This window comes from Pseudokineococcus sp. 1T1Z-3 (assembly GCF_037482365.1).
Lineage (GTDB): Bacteria > Actinomycetota > Actinomycetes > Actinomycetales > Quadrisphaeraceae > Pseudokineococcus.
Window position 1 is genome coordinate 1 of the sequence record NZ_JBBHZF010000018.1, and the last position, 19273, is coordinate 19273.

Sequence of the window (19273 nt, forward strand, 5' to 3'; positions counted from 1 at the left end):
AGCGAGGGCTGCTGGAGCGCAAGGGCTTCCCCGAGTCCTACGACCGCCGCGCGCTGCTGCGGTGCATCCAGGCGGTGAAGTCCGGCGTGCCCGAGGTGCGCGCGCCGCTCTACAGCCACCTCGTCTACGACATCGTCCCGGGCGCCGAGGTCGTCGTCCGCCAGCCCGACGTCCTGCTCGTCGAGGGCCTCAACGTGCTGCAGCCCGCGCGGCCCCGCTCCGACGGGCGCCAGGGCCTCGCCGTCGGCGACTTCTTCGACTTCACGATCTACGTGGACGCCCGCACCAGCGACGTCCGCCGCTGGTACGTCGAGCGCTTCCTCAGCCTGCGCAAGACGGCCTTCAGCCGCCCCGAGTCCTACTTCCGCCGCTTCGCCGACCTCACCGACGAGCAGGCGACGGCTCTCGCCGGGCAGATATGGGGTGCCGTCAACGAGCCCAACCTCGTCGAGAACGTCCTGCCGACCCGGGGTCGCGCGTCTCTCGTGCTGACGAAGGACGCCGACCACACCGTCCGCCGCATCCGCCTGCGCAAGGTCTGACGCCGGCTCGCCGTCGGCACGTCGACGGCGACCTGCCCCGCGCGGAGCTCCGCGGGTGCCGGTCGAGGTCTAGCGGCCGACGGCCGCGCGCAGGGCCGTGACGTCGGCGACGACCTCGTGCAGGTCCTCGACCGGCCGGAAGCCCATGGCCTCGTTGACGGCGACCATCGGGCCGTTCGAGGCCGCGTTCCACGTGCGGACGGCCCGCAGGCCCAGGGACGGCTCCGGCCCCCAGCCCTCGGCGCGGCCGTCCGCGAGCGCGGCCTCCAGCGTCGCCAGCTTGAGCAGCAGGCCGAGCCGGTGGCCCCGGTGGTCGGGCAGGACGAGCGTGTCCTCCTGCCGGAGCACGTCGGGCTCGTGGACGCTGCGCTGCAGCCGGCTCCAGCCGGCGACCTCGCCGTCCTCCCGGCGCGCCACGGCCGTCCAGCACGTGCGTCCGAGCGCCACGTCACGGGCTCCGGCCGCCTGCACCCGCTCCACGTCGACGTCCTCGTCCTCCAGGTCGAGGTCGCCCTGGGGCGCCTCGGACCAGAACCGGGAGGCCAGCTCGGCGGTCCCCGCGGCGTCCTGCGCCGAGAGGGCACCGCGGACGACGTCCCAGCGGTAGCCACGGGCGTGCGGCAGGGCCTCGACCCGGAGATCCCTGAGGTGAGCGGCGGCCGCGGCGTCCAACGGCAGCGGCATGTCCCGGCGCACGTCCGCGAGCCCGAGCCGTGCGCCCCAGGCGCGCGTGGCCGCGCACCCGGGCCAGCCGGACGGCTCACGGCCGAGCGGCAGCGCGACCTCGCCGAGGACCCGCGTGCGCCCCAGCCCCTCGGCGACGTCGCAGACCGCACGCACCATCGCCGACCCGACCCCGCGACGACGGTGCTCGGCAGGCACGACGACCTCGGCCGAGACGGTGTCCCGGTTCTCTCGCAGCGGGACGTCGACGTACCCGGCGCCGACGACCCGTCCGACGCCGTCCACGGCCCGCAGGACGAGCATGTCCTCCCACGGCACCGGGTGCGCCAGCGCGGCTCTGGCCTCCTCCCGCGGCCACGTGCTCGCCGTCGGCAGGTCGTGCCGGGCGCCGGCGTCGAGGGCCTCCCACCACCCCTCGAAGCCGCCGTCGAGGAAGCCGGGGTCGTCCGCGACCGTGACGACGACGTGCGCAGCGCTCATGCCCCGCACCCTCGCGAGCCGAGGCCCTCCCGCGCCAACGACTTTCCACGCCGCTGCCGGAGCGCTCGTCGTCGACGCGCCGGAGAGGGGCGGGTCAGTCCTCGCGCAGGGCCAGGCGGTCGCGGACGACGCCGGCGAGGCGGTCGGCGACCTCCTGGGCCGTCGCCGCCGTCGGGGCCTCGACCATGACGCGCACGAGCGGCTCGGTGCCCGAGGGCCGCAGGAGCACCCGGCCGGTCTCCCCGAGCTCCTTCTCCGCCTCGGCGACGGCGTCCAGCACCCCCGGGTCGGTCCTCGACGCCGCCCGGTCGACCCCCGTGACGTTGACGAGCACCTGCGGCAGCCGCCGGATGCCGGAGGCCAGGTCGGCGAGCGACCGCCCGGTCTGCGCCACCCGGGCCAGCAGGTGCAGCGCCGTGAGGACGCCGTCGCCCGTCGTCGCGTGGTCGAGCAGCAGCACGTGCCCCGACTGCTCGCCGCCGAGGGTGTAGCCGCCGCGCCGCATCTCCTCGAGCACGTAGCGGTCGCCCACCGCCGTCCGCCGGCAGGTGATGCCCGCGGCGTCCATCGCGAGCGTCAGCCCCAGGTTGCTCATGACCGTGGTGACGAGTACGTCGTCCTTCAGCGCGCCGGCCTCTGACAGCGCCAGCGCCAGGACGCCCATGACCTGGTCGCCGTCGACGAGCGCACCGGTCGCGTCGACGGCGAGGCAGCGGTCGGCGTCGCCGTCCCACGCGATGCCCACGTCGGCGCCCTGCGCCACGACCGCCGCCTGCAGGCCCGCCATGTGCGTCGAGCCCACGCCGTCGTTGATGTTGACGCCGTCAGGGTCGGCGGCCGTGACGACGACGTCCGCGCCGGCCGCCACCAGGGCCAGCGGCCCGAGGGAGCTGGCGGCCCCGTGCGCGCAGTCGACGACGACGGTCAGGCCCTCCAGCCGGTGCGGCACCGACTCCCCCAGCCGGCGCGCCCAGTCAGGTCCCGACGCGTCGTCCCGGCGGATGCGTCCGACCTCCGGGCCCGTCGGGCGGGCCCACTCCTCGCCGGCACGCTTCTCGATGGCGTCCTCGACGTCGTCGGGCAGCTTGTGCCCGCCACGCGCGAAGAACTTGATGCCGTTGTCGGCCATCGGGTTGTGCGACGCCGACAGCACGACGCCGAGGTCGGCCCCGCTGGCCGCGACGATCGAGGCCACCGCGGGGGTCGGCACCACCCCGACGTCGTCGACGTCGACGCCCGCGCTGGCCAGGCCGGCCGTCACGGCCGCGGCGAGGAACTCCCCCGACGCGCGGGGGTCACGCCCGACGACGGCGCGCGGCCGGTGCCCCGCGAAGGCCCCCCGGTCGGCGAGGACGTGCGCCGCCGCCACGGACAGGTCGAGCGCCAGCTCGGCGGTGACGGCGACGTTGGCGACGCCCCGCACGCCGTCGGTCCCGAACAGCCTGCCCATGTCTCCTCCTGGTCTCTCGCGACGTCCCTGGCGCGCCCCGTCGGTGGTGCGCGTCTGGCCCCGACGCAGCGAAGCCCCGGAGCGACCGCCCCGGGGCTTCGTGCACCGCTCGCCTGAGCGGGTGGACCCTCGTCGGCCCGTCAGCGCCGCGGGGCGGCGCCGTCGGTCAGCGCTTGGAGTACTGGGGCGCCTTGCGCGCCTTCTTGAGCCCGGCCTTCTTGCGCTCCTTGACCCGCGCGTCGCGGGTCAGGAAGCCGGCCTTCTTCAGCGCGGGGCGGTTGGCCTCGGTGTCGATGGCGTTCAGCGCCCGGGCGATGCCGAGCCGCAGCGCGCCGGCCTGGCCGGACGGGCCGCCGCCGTCGATGCGGGCGACGACGTCGAAGCGGCCCTGCAGCTCGGTGACCGTGAAGGGGTCGTTGACGAGCTGCTGGTGGACCTTGTTCGGGAAGTAGGTCGCGAGGTCGCGCCCGTTGACCATGTAGTTGCCCGAGCCGGGGAAGATGCGCACCCGCGCCACGGCCTCCTTGCGGCGGCCGGTGGCCATGCCGGGGGCGACGAGGCCGCGACCGGTGCCGGCCGTCGGGCTGGACTCGCTCGTGTAGCTGCTGAGGTCCTCGGCCTCGACGGTCGTGTCGAGACCGCCGTCGGCGTAGTCGGTCGAGTCGGTGCTGGTGGTCACGGGTTCTCCTCGAGAGCTGTGCGGGGGGCCGGGCGCGAGGCGACTACTGCGCGACCTGCGTGATCTGGAAGGGCTGCGGCTGCTGGGCGCCGTGGGGGTGCGAGGGGCCCGAGTAGACCTTGAGCTTCTTGATCATGGCCCGGCCGAGGCTGGTCTTCGGGAGCATCCCGCGGACGGCCTTCTCGACCGCCTTCTCGGGGTTCTTCTCCAGCAGCTCGGTGTACGACGTCGCCTTGAGCCCGCCCGGGTAGCCCGAGTGCCGGTAGGCGATCTTCTGGCTGCGCTTGCTGCCCGTCAGGGCCACCTTGTCGGCGTTGACGATGACGACGAAGTCCCCGCCGTCGACGTGCGGCGCGAAGGTCGTCTTGTGCTTGCCCCGCAGCAGCGAGGCGGTGTGGGAGGCGAGCCGGCCGAGCACGACGTCGTCGGCGTCGATGACGTGCCAGCGGCGCTCGACGTCAGCGGGCTTGGGGGAGAACGTGCGCACGGTCGTTGCCTTCGTCCTGTCGGTGGAGTCTCGTGGCCTGCCAGTCCGGTGCGGCCCGGGCCCCGGCCGGCCGGCGCGGCGAGGGCCGCGAGGCGTGCTGGAGACCTGGACGGGTGGACGCGGCCGCCACAGGGCATGGCACGTCCACCGAACTTCGCCGCTCACTGTACGAGCCGCGTGGTGGGCGGGTCAAAAGAGGCTCCTGCCGGCGCGTGGCCGGGGCAGCCGGGACCGGCCCGTCACCGCGCGGGCGCGGCCGCGGCCGCCTCCCACACCGGCTCGGGCACCTCGACGAGGTGGCCGTCCGCCCCCAGGACGACGTAGCGGTCGAAGCCCCGGGCGAACCAGCGGTCGTGCGTGACGGCGACGACCGTCCCCTCGAAGCCGGCGAGGGCGGCCTCCAGCGCCTCGGCCGACTCCAGGTCGAGGTCGTCGGTCGGCTCGTCGAGCAGCAGCAACGTGGCGCCCGAGAGCTCCAGCAGCAGCACCCGGAAGCGCGCCCGCTGGCCGCCCGAGAGCTCGGCCGTGCTCTGCTCGGCGGCCGCGACGAGGCCGTAGCGGTCCAGCGCCCTGCTGGCCGCCTCCCTCCCCAGGCCCGCGCGGGCGCCGTCGCCGCGGTGCAGCACCTCCAGGAGCGTCGGCCCCCGTGCCGCCCCCGCGCGGGTGCTGGTGGCCGCCGCGGCGACGCCGCGCTCCCGCTGGGAGAACCACCCGGGTCTCACGCGTGCACCCAGCCGCGCGGTGCCCGTGTGCGCCACGGAGCCGGCGGCCACGTCGGACGTCGCGGGCGCCTGCTCGGGCCCGGGGTCGGTCCCGCCGGCCGCGAGCAGCCGCAGCAGGTGCGACTTGCCCGAGCCGTTGGGGCCCAGCAGGGCCACGCGGTCGCCGAACCACAGCTCGAGGTCCGCCGGGGCCATCAGGCCCGGGAGGGCCAGCTGCTCGAGGACGACGGCCCGCCGCCCCGTCCTCCCGCCGGCCAGGCGCAGCCGCAGCGGCCGGGTGGTCGGCGGCTCGGGCGGTGGCCCCTCCTCCTCGAAGCGCGCCAGGCGCGTCTGCGCGGCCTGGTACCGCGAGGACATGCCGTCGTTGAAGGTCGCCTTCTGCCGCAGCGCGACGACGAGGGCCCGCAGCTGGGCACGCTCCTCGTCCCACCGGCGCCGCCGCTCCTCCAGCCGGTCCGTCCGCGCCGCCCGCGCCTGGTGCCAGGTGCCGAAGCCCCCGCCGTGGGTCCACGCGCGGGCGCCGCCCGGGCCAGGCTCCAGCGCGACGACCTGCGTGGCCGTGCGGGCCAGCAGCTCGCGGTCGTGGCTGACGAAGAGCACGCTCTTCGGCGTCTCGACGAGCGCCTCCTCGAGCCATCGCTTCGCCGGGACGTCGAGGCTGTTGTCGGGCTCGTCCAGCACGAGCACGTCGGCCGGGCCCTGCAGCAGCGCCTCGACGGCGAGACGCTTGGCCTGCCCGCCCGACAACGTCGCCAGGGAGCGCCACCGGCAGACGTCGTAGGGCAGCCCGAGCGCGGAGCGGGTCAGCGCGTCCCAGTGCACCTCGACGTCGTAGGAGCCGGCGTCCCCGGCGTCCACGAGGGCCTGCGCGTAGCGCAGCTGGGTCGGCTCGTCGTCGACGTCCATGAGCGCCAGCTCTGCCGCGTCGAGCTCGCGGAGGGCGTCGCGCAGGCGCGGCGGCGACGTCGCCACGAGCAGGTCCCGCACGACCTGGCCGTCGTCGGCACCCGCCCGCCCCACGTCCTGCGCGAGGACGGCGACGCCACCCGAGCCCGTGACGACGCCCGAGTCCGGGGCGAGGTCGCCGGCGACGAGGCGCAGGAGCGTCGTCTTGCCGGTCCCGTTGGGACCGACCAGCGCGGTGGCGGCGCCGTCGCCGACCCGGAAGGACACCTCGCGCAGGAGCGGCCTGCCGTCGGGCAGCGCCAGGCTCACCCTGCTGACGTCGACGTGCCCCACACGCAGCAGTGTCCCCGGGACCACCGCCCCGGGGACACCACTTATCCGCCCGTCCGCGCCCTCGGCCCGCCCCTCGGCCGACGCCGTGCGTCCGGGGTGCCCGAGGAGGGGCCGGCTACCTCAGGCCCGGTCCTCGTCCACCACGTGCACGGCGGCCTCCTCGGCCCCGGCGGCGCCGCCGGCGAGGCCGACGTCCCGCGCGACGGCGTCCTTCTCGACGTCCGGGCCGATGCCGCCGGCCGTGTCGACGAGGCGGCCGGCGCGGACGTCGCCCACCTGGTCGTCGAGCAGCTCGCCGTCGGTGTCCAGGTCGGCCTCCGTGCCGGGCAGGGCCTGGCCGGCGGCCGTGTCGTCGGCGTCGCCGGTCGCGGTCTCGGCGTCGTGACGCACGGGGCCGGGGTCCTCGGCGAGCGGGTCGGGCACCGCCATCGCCGGGTCGGGGACCTCCTCGGCGAGGCGCTCGTCGAGGCTCTCGCCCTCCCGCTGCTCCTCGAGCGTCGTGCCGGTGCGGCCGAGCTCGCGGGGCTTCTCCGGCGGGGAGTACCCCTGGTCCAGGCTCTCGTCCTGGCTCAGGGTGCCGAGGCTGTTCTCGTCGTCGTAGTCGCGCAGGTCAGGGCTCACGGCCGCGTCGTCCACGCCGCCGGCGTCGGGCTGGTAGACGTCGTCACCGACGGCGCTGCTCTGGTCAGGTGTCGTGCTCATGCCTCGACCCTGCCACCGCCCGCGGCCCCCTGCCTCCCCGGCCCCGCCGCCGGCCCGCGGAAGGTCCGGGCCCGACGGGCCTGCGCGGCGAGCTGCTCCGCCGGCGGGTAGACGACCTCCTCCAGCACCAGCCCGCGCGCTGGAGCCAGCGCCACGGCCGGGTCGCGCACGCCGGCGGCGAGCACCCGGGCGGGCCAGCCCTCGTCCCGTCGGCCCTCCCCCACGGCCAGCGCGGCCCCGACGAGCGCGCGGACCATGTGGTGGCAGAACGCGTCGGCCTCGACGTCGGCCACGAGCACGCCCCCGTCGTCGCGGCGCCAGCCGTGGCGCAGCAGGGTCCGCACCGTGCTCGCCCCCTCGCGCGGGCGGCAGAAGGGCAACCAGTCGTGCTCCCCGAGCAGGGCCCCCGCGGCCCGGTCCATGACGGCGACGTCGAGCGCCCGCCGGACGACGTGCACCTCCCCCCGCCGCAACGGGTCGACCGCTCGGGGGTCGTCGACGACGCGGTAGGCGTACCGGCGCCGCAGCGCCCCGAAGCGGGCGTCGAACCCGGTGGGCGCGAGCCCCGCGCGCCGCACGACGACGTCGCCGGGCAGCATCCCGGCCAGCCGCCGCACCAGCGCGTCACCCGGCGACGGCGCCCCGGGCCGCCCGACGGCGCGCCCCGGCAGGGCGGCCCACGCGGCGGGGTCGACGTCGAGGTGGACCACCTGGCCCCGCGCGGAGACGCCCGCGTCGGTCCGACCGGCGACGACGAGCCGCACGGCCGGGTCCCGCAGGACCCGGGCGAGGGCGTCGGTGAGCTCGCCCTCGACCGTCCGCCGTCCCGGCTGGGCCGCCCAGCCCGAGAACCCCGCGCCGTCGTAGGCGAGGTCCAGGCGCACGCGCAGGAGCCCGTCACCCCCGGGAGGGGTGACGGGCTCCTGCGTGCGGGCGTCGCTCACGACGGACGCCCCGGTCAGCCGCGGGCGTCCTTCTCGGCGTCCTCGGCGGCCGTGGTGACCTCGTCCGCCGCGTCTGCGGCGGCGTCGGCGTCGGTCGCCTCGGCCGAGCCGGGCGCGAGCGTCTCGGCGTCACCGGCCGCGACCTCGGCGTCGGCCGTGGCCTCGCCGGCCGCCTCGGTGTCGGCGCGCTCGACGGCGTCCTGCGCCTGCGTGGCGTCGTCCTCGGCCCGTGCCTGGGAGACCGCCGCGCCGTCCTCGTCGGACAGCTCCTCGGCGGGCACGTCGGCCGCCTCGGCGGCGCTGGCGCGCGCCGCGTCGCGGGAGGCCCGGCCGGTCGCCGCGGTCGCCTCGCGGACGACGTCCTGGCGTGCCGAGACCGGCTCGGCCACGAGCTCGATGACCACCATGGGGGCGTTGTCGCCCTTGCGGGGGCCGATCTTCGTCGTGCGCGTGTAGCCGCCGTCGCGCTGCTGCATCTGCGGCGCGATCTCGGTGAACAGCTCGTGCACGACGGTCTTGTCGCGCACGACGGTCATCACGCGACGCCGCGCCGCGAGGTCACCGCGCTTGGCGAAGGTGATGAGCCGCTCGGCGAAGGGCCGCAGCCGCTTCGCCTTGGCCTGCGTCGTCGTGATGCTCCGGTGCTCGAACAGCTGGGTGGCCAGGTTGGCCAGCATCAGGCGCTCGTGGGCCGGACCGCCGCCGAGCCGCGGGCCCTTGGTGGGGGTGGGCATGGTGTCTCCTCGGGTGCTGCAGGGCGGGGGTCAGTACTGCTCGTCCTCGGCGAAGGCCGCGTCGTCGTCCTCCTCGTAGGCCTCCAGCGCCGCGCTGGGGTCGAAGCCGGGGGGGCTGTCCTTGAGCTGCAGGCCCATGGTGCCGAGCTTGACCTTGACCTCGTCGATGGACTTGGCGCCGAAGTTGCGGATGTCCAGGAGGTCGGCCTCGCTGCGGGCGACGAGCTCGCCGACGGAGTGGATGCCCTCGCGCTTGAGGCAGTTGTAGCTGCGCACCGTGAGGTCGAGGTCCTCGATGGGCAGCGCCAGGTCGGCGGCCATGGCCGCGTCCGTGGGCGAGGGCCCCATGTCGATGCCCTCGGCGTCGACGTTGAGCTCGCGGGCCAGGCCGAACAGCTCGACGAGCGTCTTGCCCGCCGAGGCCATCGCGTCGGCCGGGACGGTCGACGGCTTGGTCTCGACGTCGACGACGAGGCGGTCGAAGTCGGTGCGCTGCTCGACGCGGGTGGCCTCGACCTTGTAGGTGACCTTGAGGACCGGGGAGTAGATCGAGTCGACCGGGATGCGGCCGATCTCGGCGTCACCGGACTTGTTCTGGGCGGCCGAGACGTAGCCGCGGCCGCGCTCGACCGTCAGCTCCATCTCCAGGCGCCCCTCGCCGTTGAGCGTGGCGATGTGCAGGCCGGTGTCGGCGACCTCGACGCCCGCGGGCGGCGCTATGTCGGCCGCCGTGACCTCTCCCGGGCCCTGCTTGCGCAGGTACATCGTCACGGGCTCGTCGTGCTCGCTCGCGACGACGAGGCTCTTGACGTTGAGGATGATCTCGGTGACGTCCTCCTTGACCCCGGGGATCGTGGAGAACTCGTGCAGCACGCCGTCGATGCGGATGCTCGTGACGGCGGCGCCGGGGATCGAGGAGAGCAGGGTCCGACGCAGGGAGTTGCCGAGCGTGTAGCCGAAGCCGGGCTCGAGCGGCTCGATGGTGAAGCGCGAGCGGCGCTCGGCCACGCGGTCCTCGGCGAGGGTGGGGCGCTGTGCGATGAGCACGGGCAGGTGTCCTTCCGGGCGCGGGGTCCGCCATATGACCCCAGTGAGGCTCTGCCCCGACGGCCTGGCTCGCCGTGGGGCGTCGCGTCGCCTCCTGTCGGGCGGCGCGGGGACGGGCCGGTCCTCGCCGCGGGGGCGGGGACCGGCCCGTACCTAGGTCACTTCGAGTAGTACTCGACGATCAGCTGCTCCTGCACCTGCACGTCGATGGCCGCGCGGGCCGGGACGCCGTGCACGAGCGCACGCATGCGGTCGGCCTGGACCTCCAGCCACGCCGGGGCGGTCTTGCCCTCCAGCTCCGCCCGCGCGATGACGAACGGGGTCAGCTCGTAGGACTTCTCCCGCACCTCGACGATGTCGCCGGGGGCGACGCGGGCGCTGGGGATGTCGACCTTCGCGCCGTTGACCCGGATGTGGCCGTGGCGGACGGCCTGGCGGGCCGCGTCGCGCGAGGCGGCGAAGCCGGCGCGGTACACGACGTTGTCCAGGCGGAGCTCGAGGATCTCCAGCAGGGTCTCACCGGTCCTGCCGGCGCGGCCCTGGGCCTCCTCGTAGTAGCCCCGGAACTGCTTCTCCAGGACGCCGTAGATGCGCGCGCACTTCTGCTTCTCACGCATCTGCAGCAGGTACTCGCTGTCCTTGGTGCGGCCACGCCCGTGCTCGCCGGGCGGGTAGGGGCGGATCTCGATCGGGCACTTGCCCGAGTCGCACTTCGCGCCCTTCAGGTAGAGCTTCTGCTTCTCGCGCCGGCAGCGCTTGCAGTCGGCACCGGTGTAACGCGCCATGGGGGCTGTCTCTCTCTCGTCTCGGGGGCCGCGGTCAGACGCGCCGACGCTTGGGCGGACGGCAGCCGTTGTGGGCCTGCGGCGTCACGTCCTGGATGGTGCCCACCTCCAGGCCGGTGGCCTGCAGCGAGCGGATGGCGGTCTCGCGGCCCGAGCCCGGGCCCTTGACGAAGACGTCGACCTTGCGCATGCCGTGCTCCTGCGCGCGGCGGGCGGCGGCCTCGGCGGCCATCTGCGCGGCGAAGGGCGTGGACTTGCGCGAGCCCTTGAAGCCGACCTGGCCGGCGGAGGCCCACGAGATGACCGCGCCCGTCGGGTCGGTGATCGACACGATGGTGTTGTTGAACGTGCTCTTGATGTGCGCCTGGCCGGCGGAGACGTTCTTCTTCTCCTTGCGGCGCGTCCGGCGGGCGGCGCCGGCTCGGGTCTTGGGTGGCATGGCTGGTTCTCTCCTGGACGTCGGTCCTGCTGGCCGGCGCTCGCTGCAGCGGCGCCGGCGGGGTCTGGGAGCCGGGCCCCGCGCTCGCGCGCGGGGCGTCCGCCCGGCACGGCCGGGCGGCGGGCGGCCTACTTGCGGCCGACCTTCTTCTTGCCGGCGACCGTGCGCTTGGGGCCCTTGCGGGTGCGCGCGTTGGTCTTGGTGCGCTGGCCGCGCACCGGCAGGCCCCGGCGGTGCCGCAGACCCTCGTAGCAGCCGATCTCGACCTTGCGGCGGATGTCGGCGGCGACCTCGCGGCGGAGGTCGCCCTCCACCTGGAAGGTGGCGTCGATGTAGTCGCGGATCTTGACCTGGTCGTCCTCGGTCATGTCCTTGACCCGCAGGTCGGGGCTGACCCCCGTCGCCGCGAGCGTCTCGGCGGCGCGGGTGCGCCCGACGCCGAAGATGTACGTGAGCGCGACCTCGAGGCGCTTCTCGCGCGGGAGGTCGACGCCGACGATGCGTGCCATCGGTGCTCCTGGTGCTCTGCCGGAGGTGTGAGGCGGCGCCGTCCCCGCCCGGGGGCGGGTCCCCCGCCTCCGGGCGGGGGGTGACGTCCCGGGCCGCCGAGGCGGTCGGGGGTCGGGCGCTGCGGTGGGGCGCCGCCGGAGGCGGCACCGGAGACGATCAGCCCTGGCGCTGCTTGTGGCGCAGGTTGTCGCAGATGACCATGACCCGCCCGTTGCGGCGGATCACCTTGCACTTGTCGCAGATCTTCTTGACGCTCGGCTTGACCTTCATCGCTGCCTTCCACCGCGCCCCCGCGGGGGGACGCCGGTGCTCGTGGGGCTCGCTGTGCTGGGGCTGGCTCCCCGTGGGGTGACTCGTCTGCCGACCCGTGCCGCCCTGCTCGCAGCGCGGCACCGGACGATCACTTGTAGCGGTAGACGATCCGGCCGCGGGTGAGGTCGTACGGGCTGAGCTCCACCACCACGCGGTCCTCGGGGAGGATCCGGATGTAGTGCTGGCGCATCTTCCCCGAGATGTGCGCGAGGACCTTGTGGCCGTTGCTCAGCTCCACCCGGAACATGGCGTTCGGCAGCGCCTCCACCACAGCGCCCTCGATCTCGATGACCCCGTCCTTCTTGGCCATTGCCCTCCGCTCGGTGGGCATGCCCGCAGGCCGCCCGTCTCAGTCGTGACCGGGTCGCTCCTGCTCGGCGCGCTCCCGGGGTGCCACGGTGCTCGGCGCGCCTGACGGGCCCGAGACCACCTGGGGTGGCCTGACGTCATCACCGAACCAGCCGCGGGGTGATGACGTGGGCAGGGGTGCGCGCTCGTGCACCGACGTGCCAGCGTACGCGAGAGGTCCGCGCAGGCGAAATCGCCGTCCACCGCGACGGGCGACCGCGGTGTCGCTCAGCCGAGCGCGGCCGGCGCCAGGCCGTGCCGGGCGAGCCCTGCGGCTCCGCCGTCGTGGGCGGTGAGCACCCACAGGCCCCCCTCGAGCACCGCGACGGTGTGCTCCCAGTGCGCGGCGCGCGAGCCGTCGGTCGTGACGACGGTCCAGTCGTCGGCCAGCACGTCGGTGTCCGGCTCCCCCCGGGTCACCATCGGCTCGACGGCCACGCACAACCCAGGACGCACCTTCGCGCCGCGCTCGCGCGACCGGTGGTTGAGCACCTCGGGGGGCTGGTGCATGGCCGTGCCGATGCCGTGGCCCACGTACCCCTCGACGACGCCGAAGCGCCCCACGAGGGAGTCCTCCACCGCCGCGCCGACCTCCCCCAGACGCCCGGCCGTCGCGAGGGCCGCCACCCCGGCCCACATCGCCGCCTCCGTGGCCTCCACCAGGGCGACGTCCGCCGGGTCGACGGCACCCGAGCCGCCGTCCACGACGACGCTGAAGGCGGCGTCGCCGTGCCAGCCCTCCAGCACCGCCCCGCAGTCCACCGAGACGAGGTCCCCGTCCTCGAGGACGCGCTCGCCCGGGATGCCGTGGACCACCTCGTCGTTGACCGACACGCACAGCGAGGCCGGGAAGCCCTGGTACCCCAGGAAGGAGGGCAGGGCCCCGGCGCCGCGGATGAGGTCCTCGGCCACGGCGTCGAGCTGAGCGGTCGTCGTCCCGGGCCGGACCTCCGCACGCACCGCCGCGAGCGCGTCGGCGACCACGAGGCCGGCCTGGCGCATGAGCCGGACCTGGTCGGGGGTCTTCCACTCGACCCGCTCGCGCCGCAGGACGCCCACGCGGCTCAGCCCCGGCCGAGCACGGCGAGGATGCGCCCCGTGACCTCCGGGACCTTGCCCAGCCCGTCGACGGCGCACAGCTTGCCCCGCCGGTCGTAGAGGTCCACCAGGGGTGCCGTCTGCTTCTCGTAGACCTCGAGGCGGTGGCGCTGGACCTCCTCGCCGTCGTCGGAGCGGTGCTGCTCGCTGGCCCGCTGGGCCAGACGCTTGACGACCTCCTCGGTGTCGACCGTCAGCTGGACGACGGCGTCCAGCTCTGCGCCCGCGGCGGCCAGCATCCGGTCGAGCTCCTCCACCTGGGCGGGGGTGCGCGGGTAGCCGTCGAGCAGGAAGCCGTCGGTCGCGTCCTCGGCCATGAGGCGCTCGCGCACCATCGCGTTGGTCACCTCGTCGGGCACGTACTCGCCCTCGTCCATGTAGGACTGCGCGGTGCGTCCGAGCTCGGTGCCCTCGCTCACGTTGGCGCGGAAGATGTCGCCGGTGGAGATGGCCGGGACGTCCAGCTCGGTGGCCAGGCGCGCCGCCTGGGTGCCCTTGCCGGCTCCGGGAGGACCGAGGAGCACGAGCCTCATCGCAGGAACCCTTCGTAGTTGCGCTGCTGGAGCTGCGACTCGATCTGCTTGACCGTCTCCAGCCCGACGCCGACGACGATGAGGATCGACGTGCCGCCGAACGGGAAGTTCTGCGTGGCCCCGACGGACGCGAGCGCGACCAGCGGGATGGCGGCCACGAAGGCCAGGTAGACCGCGCCGGGGAGCGTGATGCGGGTGAGCACGTAGTCGAGGTACTCGGCGGTCGGGCGCCCGGCCCGGACGCCGGGGATGAACCCGCCCACGCGCTTGATGTTGTCGCTGACCTCGTCCGGGTTGAACGTGATGCCCACGTAGAAGTACGTGAAGAAGACGATGAGCCCGAGGTAGCTGACGATGTAGAGCGGGCTGTCCTGGGTCACGAGGTTGCCGTTGACCCACTGCACCCATGCCGACTGCTGGTCGTTGAACTGGGCGACGAGAGCCGGCAGGTACAGCATCGAGCTGGCGAAGATGACCGGGATGACCCCGGCCATGTTGACCTTGATGGGGATGTAGGTGCTGGTGCCGCCGTACATCCGGCGCCCCACCATGCGCTTGGCGTACTGCACGGGGACACGGCGCTGGGACTGCTCGACGAAGACGACGAGCGCCACGATGACGAGCCCCACGGCGACGACGCCGGCCAGGACCGTGTACCCCTGGCTCTGCCCGATGCTCCAGAGCTGGCCGGGGAAGGTCGCCGCGATCGAGGTGAAGATGAGCAACGACATCCCGTTGCCGACACCGCGCTCGGTGATGAGCTCGCCCATCCACATGATGAGCCCCGTGCCGGCCGTCATCGTCAGCACCATGAGGACGATGGTGACGACGGAGTCGTCGGGGATGATCTGGGCCGTGCACCCCGGGAAGAGCTGTCCGGCTCGTGCCACCGCGATGTAGGTGGAGGACTGCAGGACGGCCAGCGCGATCGTCAGGTAACGCGTGTACTGCGTCAGCTTCGCCTGGCCGGACTGGCCTTCCTTCTTCAGCTCCTCGAAGCGAGGGATGACGACCGTGAGCAGCTGCGTGATGATGCTCGCGGTGATGTACGGCATGATCCCGAGCGCGAACACCGACAGCTGGAGCAGCGCGCCCCCGCTGAAGAGGTTGACCAGGCCCAGCAGGTCGTTCGAGGACGCCGACGTCGCGAGGCACTGCTGCACGTTGGTGTAGCTGACACCCGGCACGGGGACGAACGAGCCGAGGCGGAAGATCGCCATGATCCCCGCCGTGAACAGCAGCTTGCGCCGCAGGTCCGGCGTGCGGAAGGCCCGCACGGTTGCGCTGAGCACGTCTCCTCCAGATCGCCCGAGAGGCGGTCGTCGCGCCCGCGCCGAGGCGGCGTCGGGAGTCGGTGCGGTCAGGTGCTGCCCCGACGGGCGGGGCGCAGGTGCCGGACACTACCTGGCACGCAGGGGCCTTCCCGACGGCTCGCGCCGTCGGTGCCGGGCCGGCGCCGGCAGCCGCGCGGCCCGCGGGCACCCCTCGGGCGACCCGCCGTGCACGCAGCAGGCCCCGCCGCCCGGGTGGGGCGGCGGGGCCTGCGGAGCACTCAGAGCGTGGTGGTGCTGCCGCCCGCGGCGGCGATCTTCTCGACCGCCGAGGCGGAGAAGGCGTGCGCCGTGACCTGCAGGGCCACGTCCGCGCTCCCCTGGCCGAGGACCTTCACCTTCTCGCCCTTGCGCACCGCGCCGGCCGCCACCATCTCCGCGACGCCGACGGCGCCGCCGTCCGGGAAGAGCTCGCTCAGCCGGTCGAGATTGACGACCTGGTAGGTCGTGCCGAAGGGGTTGGTGAAGCCCCGCAGCTTCGGCAGGCGCATGTGCAGCGGCGTCTGGCCGCCCTCGAAGGCGGCCGACACCTGGTAACGGGCCTTGGAGCCCTTGGTGCCGCGGCCGGCCGTCTTGCCCTTGCTGGCCTCACCGCGGCCGACCCGCGTGCGGGCCGTCTTGGCCCCGGGCGCCGGGCGCAGGTGGTGGACCTTCAGCGCCTTGCTCCGGGGGGTGCTGCCCTCGCCGCCAGCCGTGCCGGTGGTGTCGTCCGCCATGGTCAGTCGACCTCCTCGAGCGACACGAGGTGCGAGACCGTCGAGACCATCCCGCGGAACTCGGGGCGGTCGTCCTTGACGACCACGTCACCGATCCGCTTGAGGCCCAGGCTGCGCAGCGTGTCGCGCTGGTTCTGCTTGCCCCCGATCTGGGAGCGGGTCTGGGTCACCTTCAGGCGCGCCATCAGGACGACGCCCCCGACATGGCGCGCACGAGCGCCGCCGGGGCGACCTCGTCGAGGCTCTTGCCCCGGCGCGCCGCGACGGACTCGGGCCGCTCGAGACCCTTGAGCGCCGCGACCGTCGCGTGGACGATGTTGATGGCGTTGCTGGAGCCGAGGGACTTGGTGAGGACGTCGTGCACGCCGGCGCACTCCAGGACCGCGCGCACCGGACCGCCGGCGATGACGCCGGTACCCGGGGAGGCGGGTCGCAGGAGCACGACGCCGGCGGCGTCCTCACCCGTCACGGGGTGCGGGATGGTGCCCTGGGCGCGCGGGACACGGAAGAACGCCTTCTTGGCCTCCTCCACGCCCTTGGCGATCGCCGCCGGCACCTCCTTGGCCTTGCCGTAGCCGACGCCGACGGTGCCGTCGCCGTCGCCCACGACGACGAGCGCCGTGAAGCTGAAGCGGCGGCCACCCTTGACGACCTTGGAGACGCGGTTGATGGTCACCACGCGCTCGAGGAACTGGTTGCGGTCCGCGGGCTCGCCCCGGCGGCCGTCACGGCGCTCCCGGCGGTCGTTCCCGCCGGGGCCACCCGTGCCGCCACCGGCGCCGCGGCGCTGGGGTCCAGGCATGTCTGGTCTTCTCTCTCTCGTCTCTCGCGTGCGGGGAGGGCTCGCGTCGGTCAGGTCGGCGCAGGCGCCGGGCTCAGACGGCGAGCCCGCCCTCGCGGGCGCCGTCGGCCACGGCCGCCACCCGGCCGTGGTAGCGGTTGCCACCGCGGTCGAAGACCACGGCCTCGATGCCCGCGGCACGGGCGCGCTCGGCCACGAGCTCGCCGACACGACGCGCCTTGGCGGTCTTGTCGCCCTCGGCGACGCGCAGGTCGCTCTCCATGGTGGAGGCGCTCGCCAGCGTCTTGCCGACGGTGTCGTCCACGACCTGCACGAAGACGTGCCGGGAGGAGCGGTTGACGACCAGGCGCGGGCGCGCCGGGGTGCCGGAGACCTTCTTGCGGACCCGCAGGTGGCGACGGCCGCGCGCAGCGGTGGTGCCGGTGCCGCGCACCGCCGTGACCCCGCGGTAGGAGGACCTGCGTGCCATCACTTACCTGCCTTCCCGACCTTGCGCCGGATCTGCTCGCCCGCGTAGCGGACGCCCTTGCCCTTGTAGGGGTCGGGCCTGCGCAGCTTGCGGATGTTGGCCGAGACCTCACCCACGAGCTGCTTGTCGATGCCCTGGACGGAGAAGCGCGTGGGCGCCTCGACCGTGAAGGTGATGCCCTCGGGCGCCGGGACGACGACCGGGTGGCTGAAGCCCAGCGCGAACTCCAGGGAGCCGCCGCGCGCCTGCACGCGGTAGCCGGTCCCGACGATCTCGAGCTTCTTCTCGTAGCCGCTCGTGACGCCGACGACCATGTTGTTGAGCAGCGAGCGGGTCAGGCCGTGCAGCGAGCGCGACTCGCGCTCGTCGTCGGGCCGGCTCACGCGCAGCGTGCTCTCCTCGCGCGCCACCGAGATGGGTGCGGGGACCGTGTGGCTGAGGGTGCCCTTGGGACCCTTCACCACGACGTCCTGGCCGTCGATGCTGACGTCGACGCCACCGGGGACGGTGATGGGCAGTCTGCCGATGCGGGACATGCGTCCTCCTCCGCCTTACCAGACGTAGGCGAGGACTTCCCCGCCCACGCCCTGCTTCGTGGCCTGCCGGTCGGTCAGGAGCCCCGAGGACGTGGACAGGATCGCCACGCCGAGGCCACCGAGGACGCGCGGCAGGTTGGTCGACTTCGCGTACACCCGCAGGCCCGGCTTGCTGACCCGCCGGACGCCGGCGATGGAGCGCTCGCGGTCGGGGCCGAACTTCAGCTCCAGGGTGAGCCTGCGGCCCACCTCCGCGTCCTCCACCGACCAGCCGGCGATGTAGCCCTCGGCCGTGAGGATCTCGGCGATCCGCTGCTTGAGCTTGCTGTAGGGCATGGTCACGTCGTCGTGGTACGCCGAGTTGGCGTTCCGCAGGCGCGTGAGCATGTCCGCGATCGGGTCGGTCATCGTCATCGGGCTCGTCCGCCCTTCCTCACCTCGGTTTCCTCCCACGACGGGGTGGACCTGAGGCGTCCGTGCCGGTCCCGTGCGGGTCCCGGCGCTTGGTCGCGTGCAGGGGTGGTGCGTGGTGGCGGGCCGGGGCCCGCCGGCTCACCAGGAGCTCTTGGTGATCCCCGGGAGCTCGCCGCGGTGGGCCATCTCTCGCAGGCACACACGGCACAGGCCGAACTTGCGGTAGACCGAGTGCGGGCGGCCGCACCGCTGGCAGCGGGTGTAGGCGCGCACGGCGAACTTGGGCTTGCGGGCGGCCTTGGTGACCAGGGCGGTCTTCGCCATGTCAGTTCTCCTTGAAGGGGAAGCCGAGCTGGCGCAGCAGCGCCCGGCCCTCGTCGTCCGTGCGGGCGGTCGTCACGACCGTGACGTCCATCCCCCGCACGCGGTCGATGCGGTCCTGGTCGATCTCGTGGAACATCGACTGCTCCGTGAGGCCGAAGGTGTAGTTGCCACGCCCGTCGAACTGCTTGGGCGAGAGCCCGCGGAAGTCGCGGATGCGGGGCAGCGCCAGCGAGACCAGCCGGTCGAGGAACTCCCACATGCGGTCCCCGCGCAGCGTCGTGTGGCAGCCGATGGGCATGCCCTCACGTAGCTTGAACTGGGCGATCGACTTGCGCGCCTTCGTCACCTGCGGCTTCTGGCCCGTGATGGTCGTGAGGTCGCGCACGGCGCCGTCGATGACCTTGGAGTCGCGCGCGGCGTCGCCGACACCCATGTTGACCACGACCTTCACGAGGCCGGGGATCTGCATGACGTTGGCGTAGCCGAACTGCTCGCGCAGGGCCGGGGCGATCTCGGCGCGGTAGCGCGCCTTGAGCCGCGGCGCGGGCGCCGTCTGGGGGGCGGTCGTCGTCTCACTCATGCGATGTCCTTGCCGGAGCGCTTGGCGTAGCGGGTGCGGGTCGTGACCGTCCGCCCGTCGACCTCGCTCGTCTCGGTGCGGATGCCCACGCGGGTCGGGCGACCGGTCTCGGGGTCGACGACCTGCACGTTGCTGACGTGGATCGGGGCCTCGACGCTCTCGCGCCCCCCCGAGCCGCGCCCCGCCGCGCCCGCCTTGACGTGCTTGGTGACGCGGTTGACGCCCTCGACCAGCACGCGCTGGCGCTCGGGGAAGACGGCGATGACGCGCCCCTGCTTGCCCCGGTCGCCGCCGCGCGCCTGCGTGGCGCCGGAGATGACCTGGACGAGGTCGCCCTTCTTGACCTTCATCTTGATCTTCGTCATG

At 74.1% G+C, this 19273-nt stretch carries 27 protein-coding genes; 1 reads left to right on the forward strand and 26 read right to left on the reverse strand.

Annotated features, from left to right (window positions below):
- The coding region (gene coaA / locus WDV86_RS05040) for a type I pantothenate kinase (protein WP_339566515.1) at positions 1 to 542 on the forward strand (542 nt) is incomplete at its 5' end.
- 69 nt (positions 543 to 611) lie between these two features.
- On the opposite strand, the gene WDV86_RS05045 is transcribed toward coaA, so the two are convergent.
- The 26 genes from WDV86_RS05045 to rplX form a co-directional block, all read right to left on the reverse strand.
- A complete protein-coding gene (locus WDV86_RS05045) occupies positions 612 to 1706 on the reverse strand; it encodes a GNAT family N-acetyltransferase (protein ID WP_339566516.1) in 1095 nt (364 codons plus the stop codon).
- A 94-nt stretch (positions 1707 to 1800) separates the two neighbouring features.
- Positions 1801 to 3156 (reverse strand): phosphoglucosamine mutase, encoded by a 1356-nt coding sequence (gene glmM / locus WDV86_RS05050; protein WP_339566517.1) that lies wholly within the window; start codon positions 3154 to 3156, stop codon positions 1801 to 1803.
- 166 nt (positions 3157 to 3322) lie between these two features.
- Positions 3323 to 3835 (reverse strand): 30S ribosomal protein S9, encoded by a 513-nt coding sequence (gene rpsI, locus WDV86_RS05055; protein WP_445262946.1) that lies wholly within the window; start codon positions 3833 to 3835, stop codon positions 3323 to 3325.
- A 43-nt stretch (positions 3836 to 3878) separates the two neighbouring features.
- Complete coding sequence (gene rplM, locus WDV86_RS05060) at positions 3879 to 4322, reverse strand: 50S ribosomal protein L13 (RefSeq protein WP_339566518.1); 444 nt, start codon at positions 4320 to 4322, stop codon at positions 3879 to 3881.
- 239 nt (positions 4323 to 4561) lie between these two features.
- Positions 4562 to 6283, reverse strand: coding sequence for an ATP-binding cassette domain-containing protein (locus tag WDV86_RS05065; RefSeq protein ID WP_339566519.1), 1722 nt, complete (start codon positions 6281 to 6283; stop codon positions 4562 to 4564).
- A gap of 120 nt (positions 6284 to 6403) precedes the next feature.
- Entirely contained in the window at positions 6404 to 6985 is a 582-nt protein-coding gene (locus tag WDV86_RS05070) for a DUF5709 domain-containing protein (RefSeq protein ID WP_339566520.1), read from the reverse strand.
- The gene (locus WDV86_RS05075; RefSeq protein ID WP_339566521.1) at positions 6982 to 7929 is read right to left on the reverse strand and encodes a tRNA pseudouridine synthase A; all 948 of its coding nucleotides are present in this window, start codon (positions 7927 to 7929) and stop codon (positions 6982 to 6984) included. Before WDV86_RS05075 ends, WDV86_RS05070 begins: the two co-directional genes overlap by 4 nt.
- A gap of 14 nt (positions 7930 to 7943) precedes the next feature.
- Complete coding sequence (rplQ, locus tag WDV86_RS05080; RefSeq protein WP_339566522.1) at positions 7944 to 8663, reverse strand: 50S ribosomal protein L17; 720 nt, start codon at positions 8661 to 8663, stop codon at positions 7944 to 7946.
- Positions 8664 to 8693: 30 nt separating this feature from the next.
- Positions 8694 to 9710, reverse strand: a complete 1017-nt coding sequence (locus tag WDV86_RS05085; protein WP_339566523.1) for a DNA-directed RNA polymerase subunit alpha — start codon at positions 9708 to 9710, stop codon at positions 8694 to 8696.
- A gap of 158 nt (positions 9711 to 9868) precedes the next feature.
- Positions 9869 to 10495 carry a 30S ribosomal protein S4 gene (rpsD, locus tag WDV86_RS05090; RefSeq protein ID WP_339566524.1) on the reverse strand — a complete coding sequence of 209 codons (627 nt, stop codon included), beginning with the start codon at positions 10493 to 10495 and terminating at the stop codon, positions 9869 to 9871.
- A 34-nt stretch (positions 10496 to 10529) separates the two neighbouring features.
- Positions 10530 to 10934 carry a 30S ribosomal protein S11 gene (gene rpsK, locus WDV86_RS05095; protein WP_339566525.1) on the reverse strand — a complete coding sequence of 135 codons (405 nt, stop codon included), beginning with the start codon at positions 10932 to 10934 and terminating at the stop codon, positions 10530 to 10532.
- A gap of 128 nt (positions 10935 to 11062) precedes the next feature.
- A complete protein-coding gene (rpsM, locus tag WDV86_RS05100; protein ID WP_339566526.1) occupies positions 11063 to 11443 on the reverse strand; it encodes a 30S ribosomal protein S13 in 381 nt (126 codons plus the stop codon).
- 157 nt (positions 11444 to 11600) lie between these two features.
- Complete coding sequence (gene rpmJ, locus WDV86_RS05105; protein ID WP_030903823.1) at positions 11601 to 11714, reverse strand: 50S ribosomal protein L36; 114 nt, start codon at positions 11712 to 11714, stop codon at positions 11601 to 11603.
- 130 nt (positions 11715 to 11844) lie between these two features.
- Positions 11845 to 12066, reverse strand: coding sequence for a translation initiation factor IF-1 (infA, locus tag WDV86_RS05110; protein ID WP_123379890.1), 222 nt, complete (start codon positions 12064 to 12066; stop codon positions 11845 to 11847).
- 266 nt (positions 12067 to 12332) lie between these two features.
- Complete coding sequence (gene map, locus WDV86_RS05115) at positions 12333 to 13163, reverse strand: type I methionyl aminopeptidase (protein ID WP_339566527.1); 831 nt, start codon at positions 13161 to 13163, stop codon at positions 12333 to 12335.
- Between the two features lie 5 nt (positions 13164 to 13168).
- A complete protein-coding gene (locus WDV86_RS05120) occupies positions 13169 to 13735 on the reverse strand; it encodes an adenylate kinase (protein WP_339566528.1) in 567 nt (188 codons plus the stop codon).
- Positions 13732 to 15027 (reverse strand): preprotein translocase subunit SecY, encoded by a 1296-nt coding sequence (gene secY, locus WDV86_RS05125; protein WP_339566529.1) that lies wholly within the window; start codon positions 15025 to 15027, stop codon positions 13732 to 13734. Before secY ends, WDV86_RS05120 begins: the two co-directional genes overlap by 4 nt.
- Positions 15028 to 15287: 260 nt before the next feature.
- The gene (rplO, locus tag WDV86_RS05130) at positions 15288 to 15782 is read right to left on the reverse strand and encodes a 50S ribosomal protein L15 (RefSeq protein WP_445262947.1); all 495 of its coding nucleotides are present in this window, start codon (positions 15780 to 15782) and stop codon (positions 15288 to 15290) included.
- Between the two features lie 2 nt (positions 15783 to 15784).
- On the reverse strand, positions 15785 to 15967 hold the full coding sequence (gene rpmD / locus WDV86_RS05135; RefSeq protein ID WP_339566530.1) for a 50S ribosomal protein L30: 183 nt from the start codon (positions 15965 to 15967) through the stop codon (positions 15785 to 15787).
- Positions 15967 to 16584 carry a 30S ribosomal protein S5 gene (gene rpsE, locus WDV86_RS05140; RefSeq protein ID WP_339566531.1) on the reverse strand — a complete coding sequence of 206 codons (618 nt, stop codon included), beginning with the start codon at positions 16582 to 16584 and terminating at the stop codon, positions 15967 to 15969. Before rpsE ends, rpmD begins: the two co-directional genes overlap by 1 nt.
- 73 nt (positions 16585 to 16657) lie before the next feature.
- Positions 16658 to 17053: a 50S ribosomal protein L18 gene (gene rplR, locus WDV86_RS05145; protein ID WP_339566798.1), complete on the reverse strand. Its 396-nt coding sequence runs from the start codon at positions 17051 to 17053 to the stop codon at positions 16658 to 16660.
- The gene (rplF, locus tag WDV86_RS05150; RefSeq protein ID WP_339566532.1) at positions 17053 to 17589 is read right to left on the reverse strand and encodes a 50S ribosomal protein L6; all 537 of its coding nucleotides are present in this window, start codon (positions 17587 to 17589) and stop codon (positions 17053 to 17055) included. The genes rplR and rplF overlap by 1 nt, the downstream gene beginning before the upstream one ends.
- 15 nt (positions 17590 to 17604) lie before the next feature.
- Positions 17605 to 18003 carry a 30S ribosomal protein S8 gene (rpsH, locus tag WDV86_RS05155; protein ID WP_339566533.1) on the reverse strand — a complete coding sequence of 133 codons (399 nt, stop codon included), beginning with the start codon at positions 18001 to 18003 and terminating at the stop codon, positions 17605 to 17607.
- 138 nt (positions 18004 to 18141) lie between these two features.
- Complete coding sequence (locus tag WDV86_RS05160) at positions 18142 to 18327, reverse strand: type Z 30S ribosomal protein S14 (protein WP_339566534.1); 186 nt, start codon at positions 18325 to 18327, stop codon at positions 18142 to 18144.
- 1 nt (position 18328) lies between these two features.
- On the reverse strand, positions 18329 to 18907 hold the full coding sequence (gene rplE / locus WDV86_RS05165) for a 50S ribosomal protein L5 (RefSeq protein ID WP_339566535.1): 579 nt from the start codon (positions 18905 to 18907) through the stop codon (positions 18329 to 18331).
- On the reverse strand, positions 18904 to 19272 hold the full coding sequence (gene rplX / locus WDV86_RS05170; protein ID WP_445262948.1) for a 50S ribosomal protein L24: 369 nt from the start codon (positions 19270 to 19272) through the stop codon (positions 18904 to 18906). Before rplX ends, rplE begins: the two co-directional genes overlap by 4 nt.
- Position 19273: the final 1 nt, after the last annotated feature.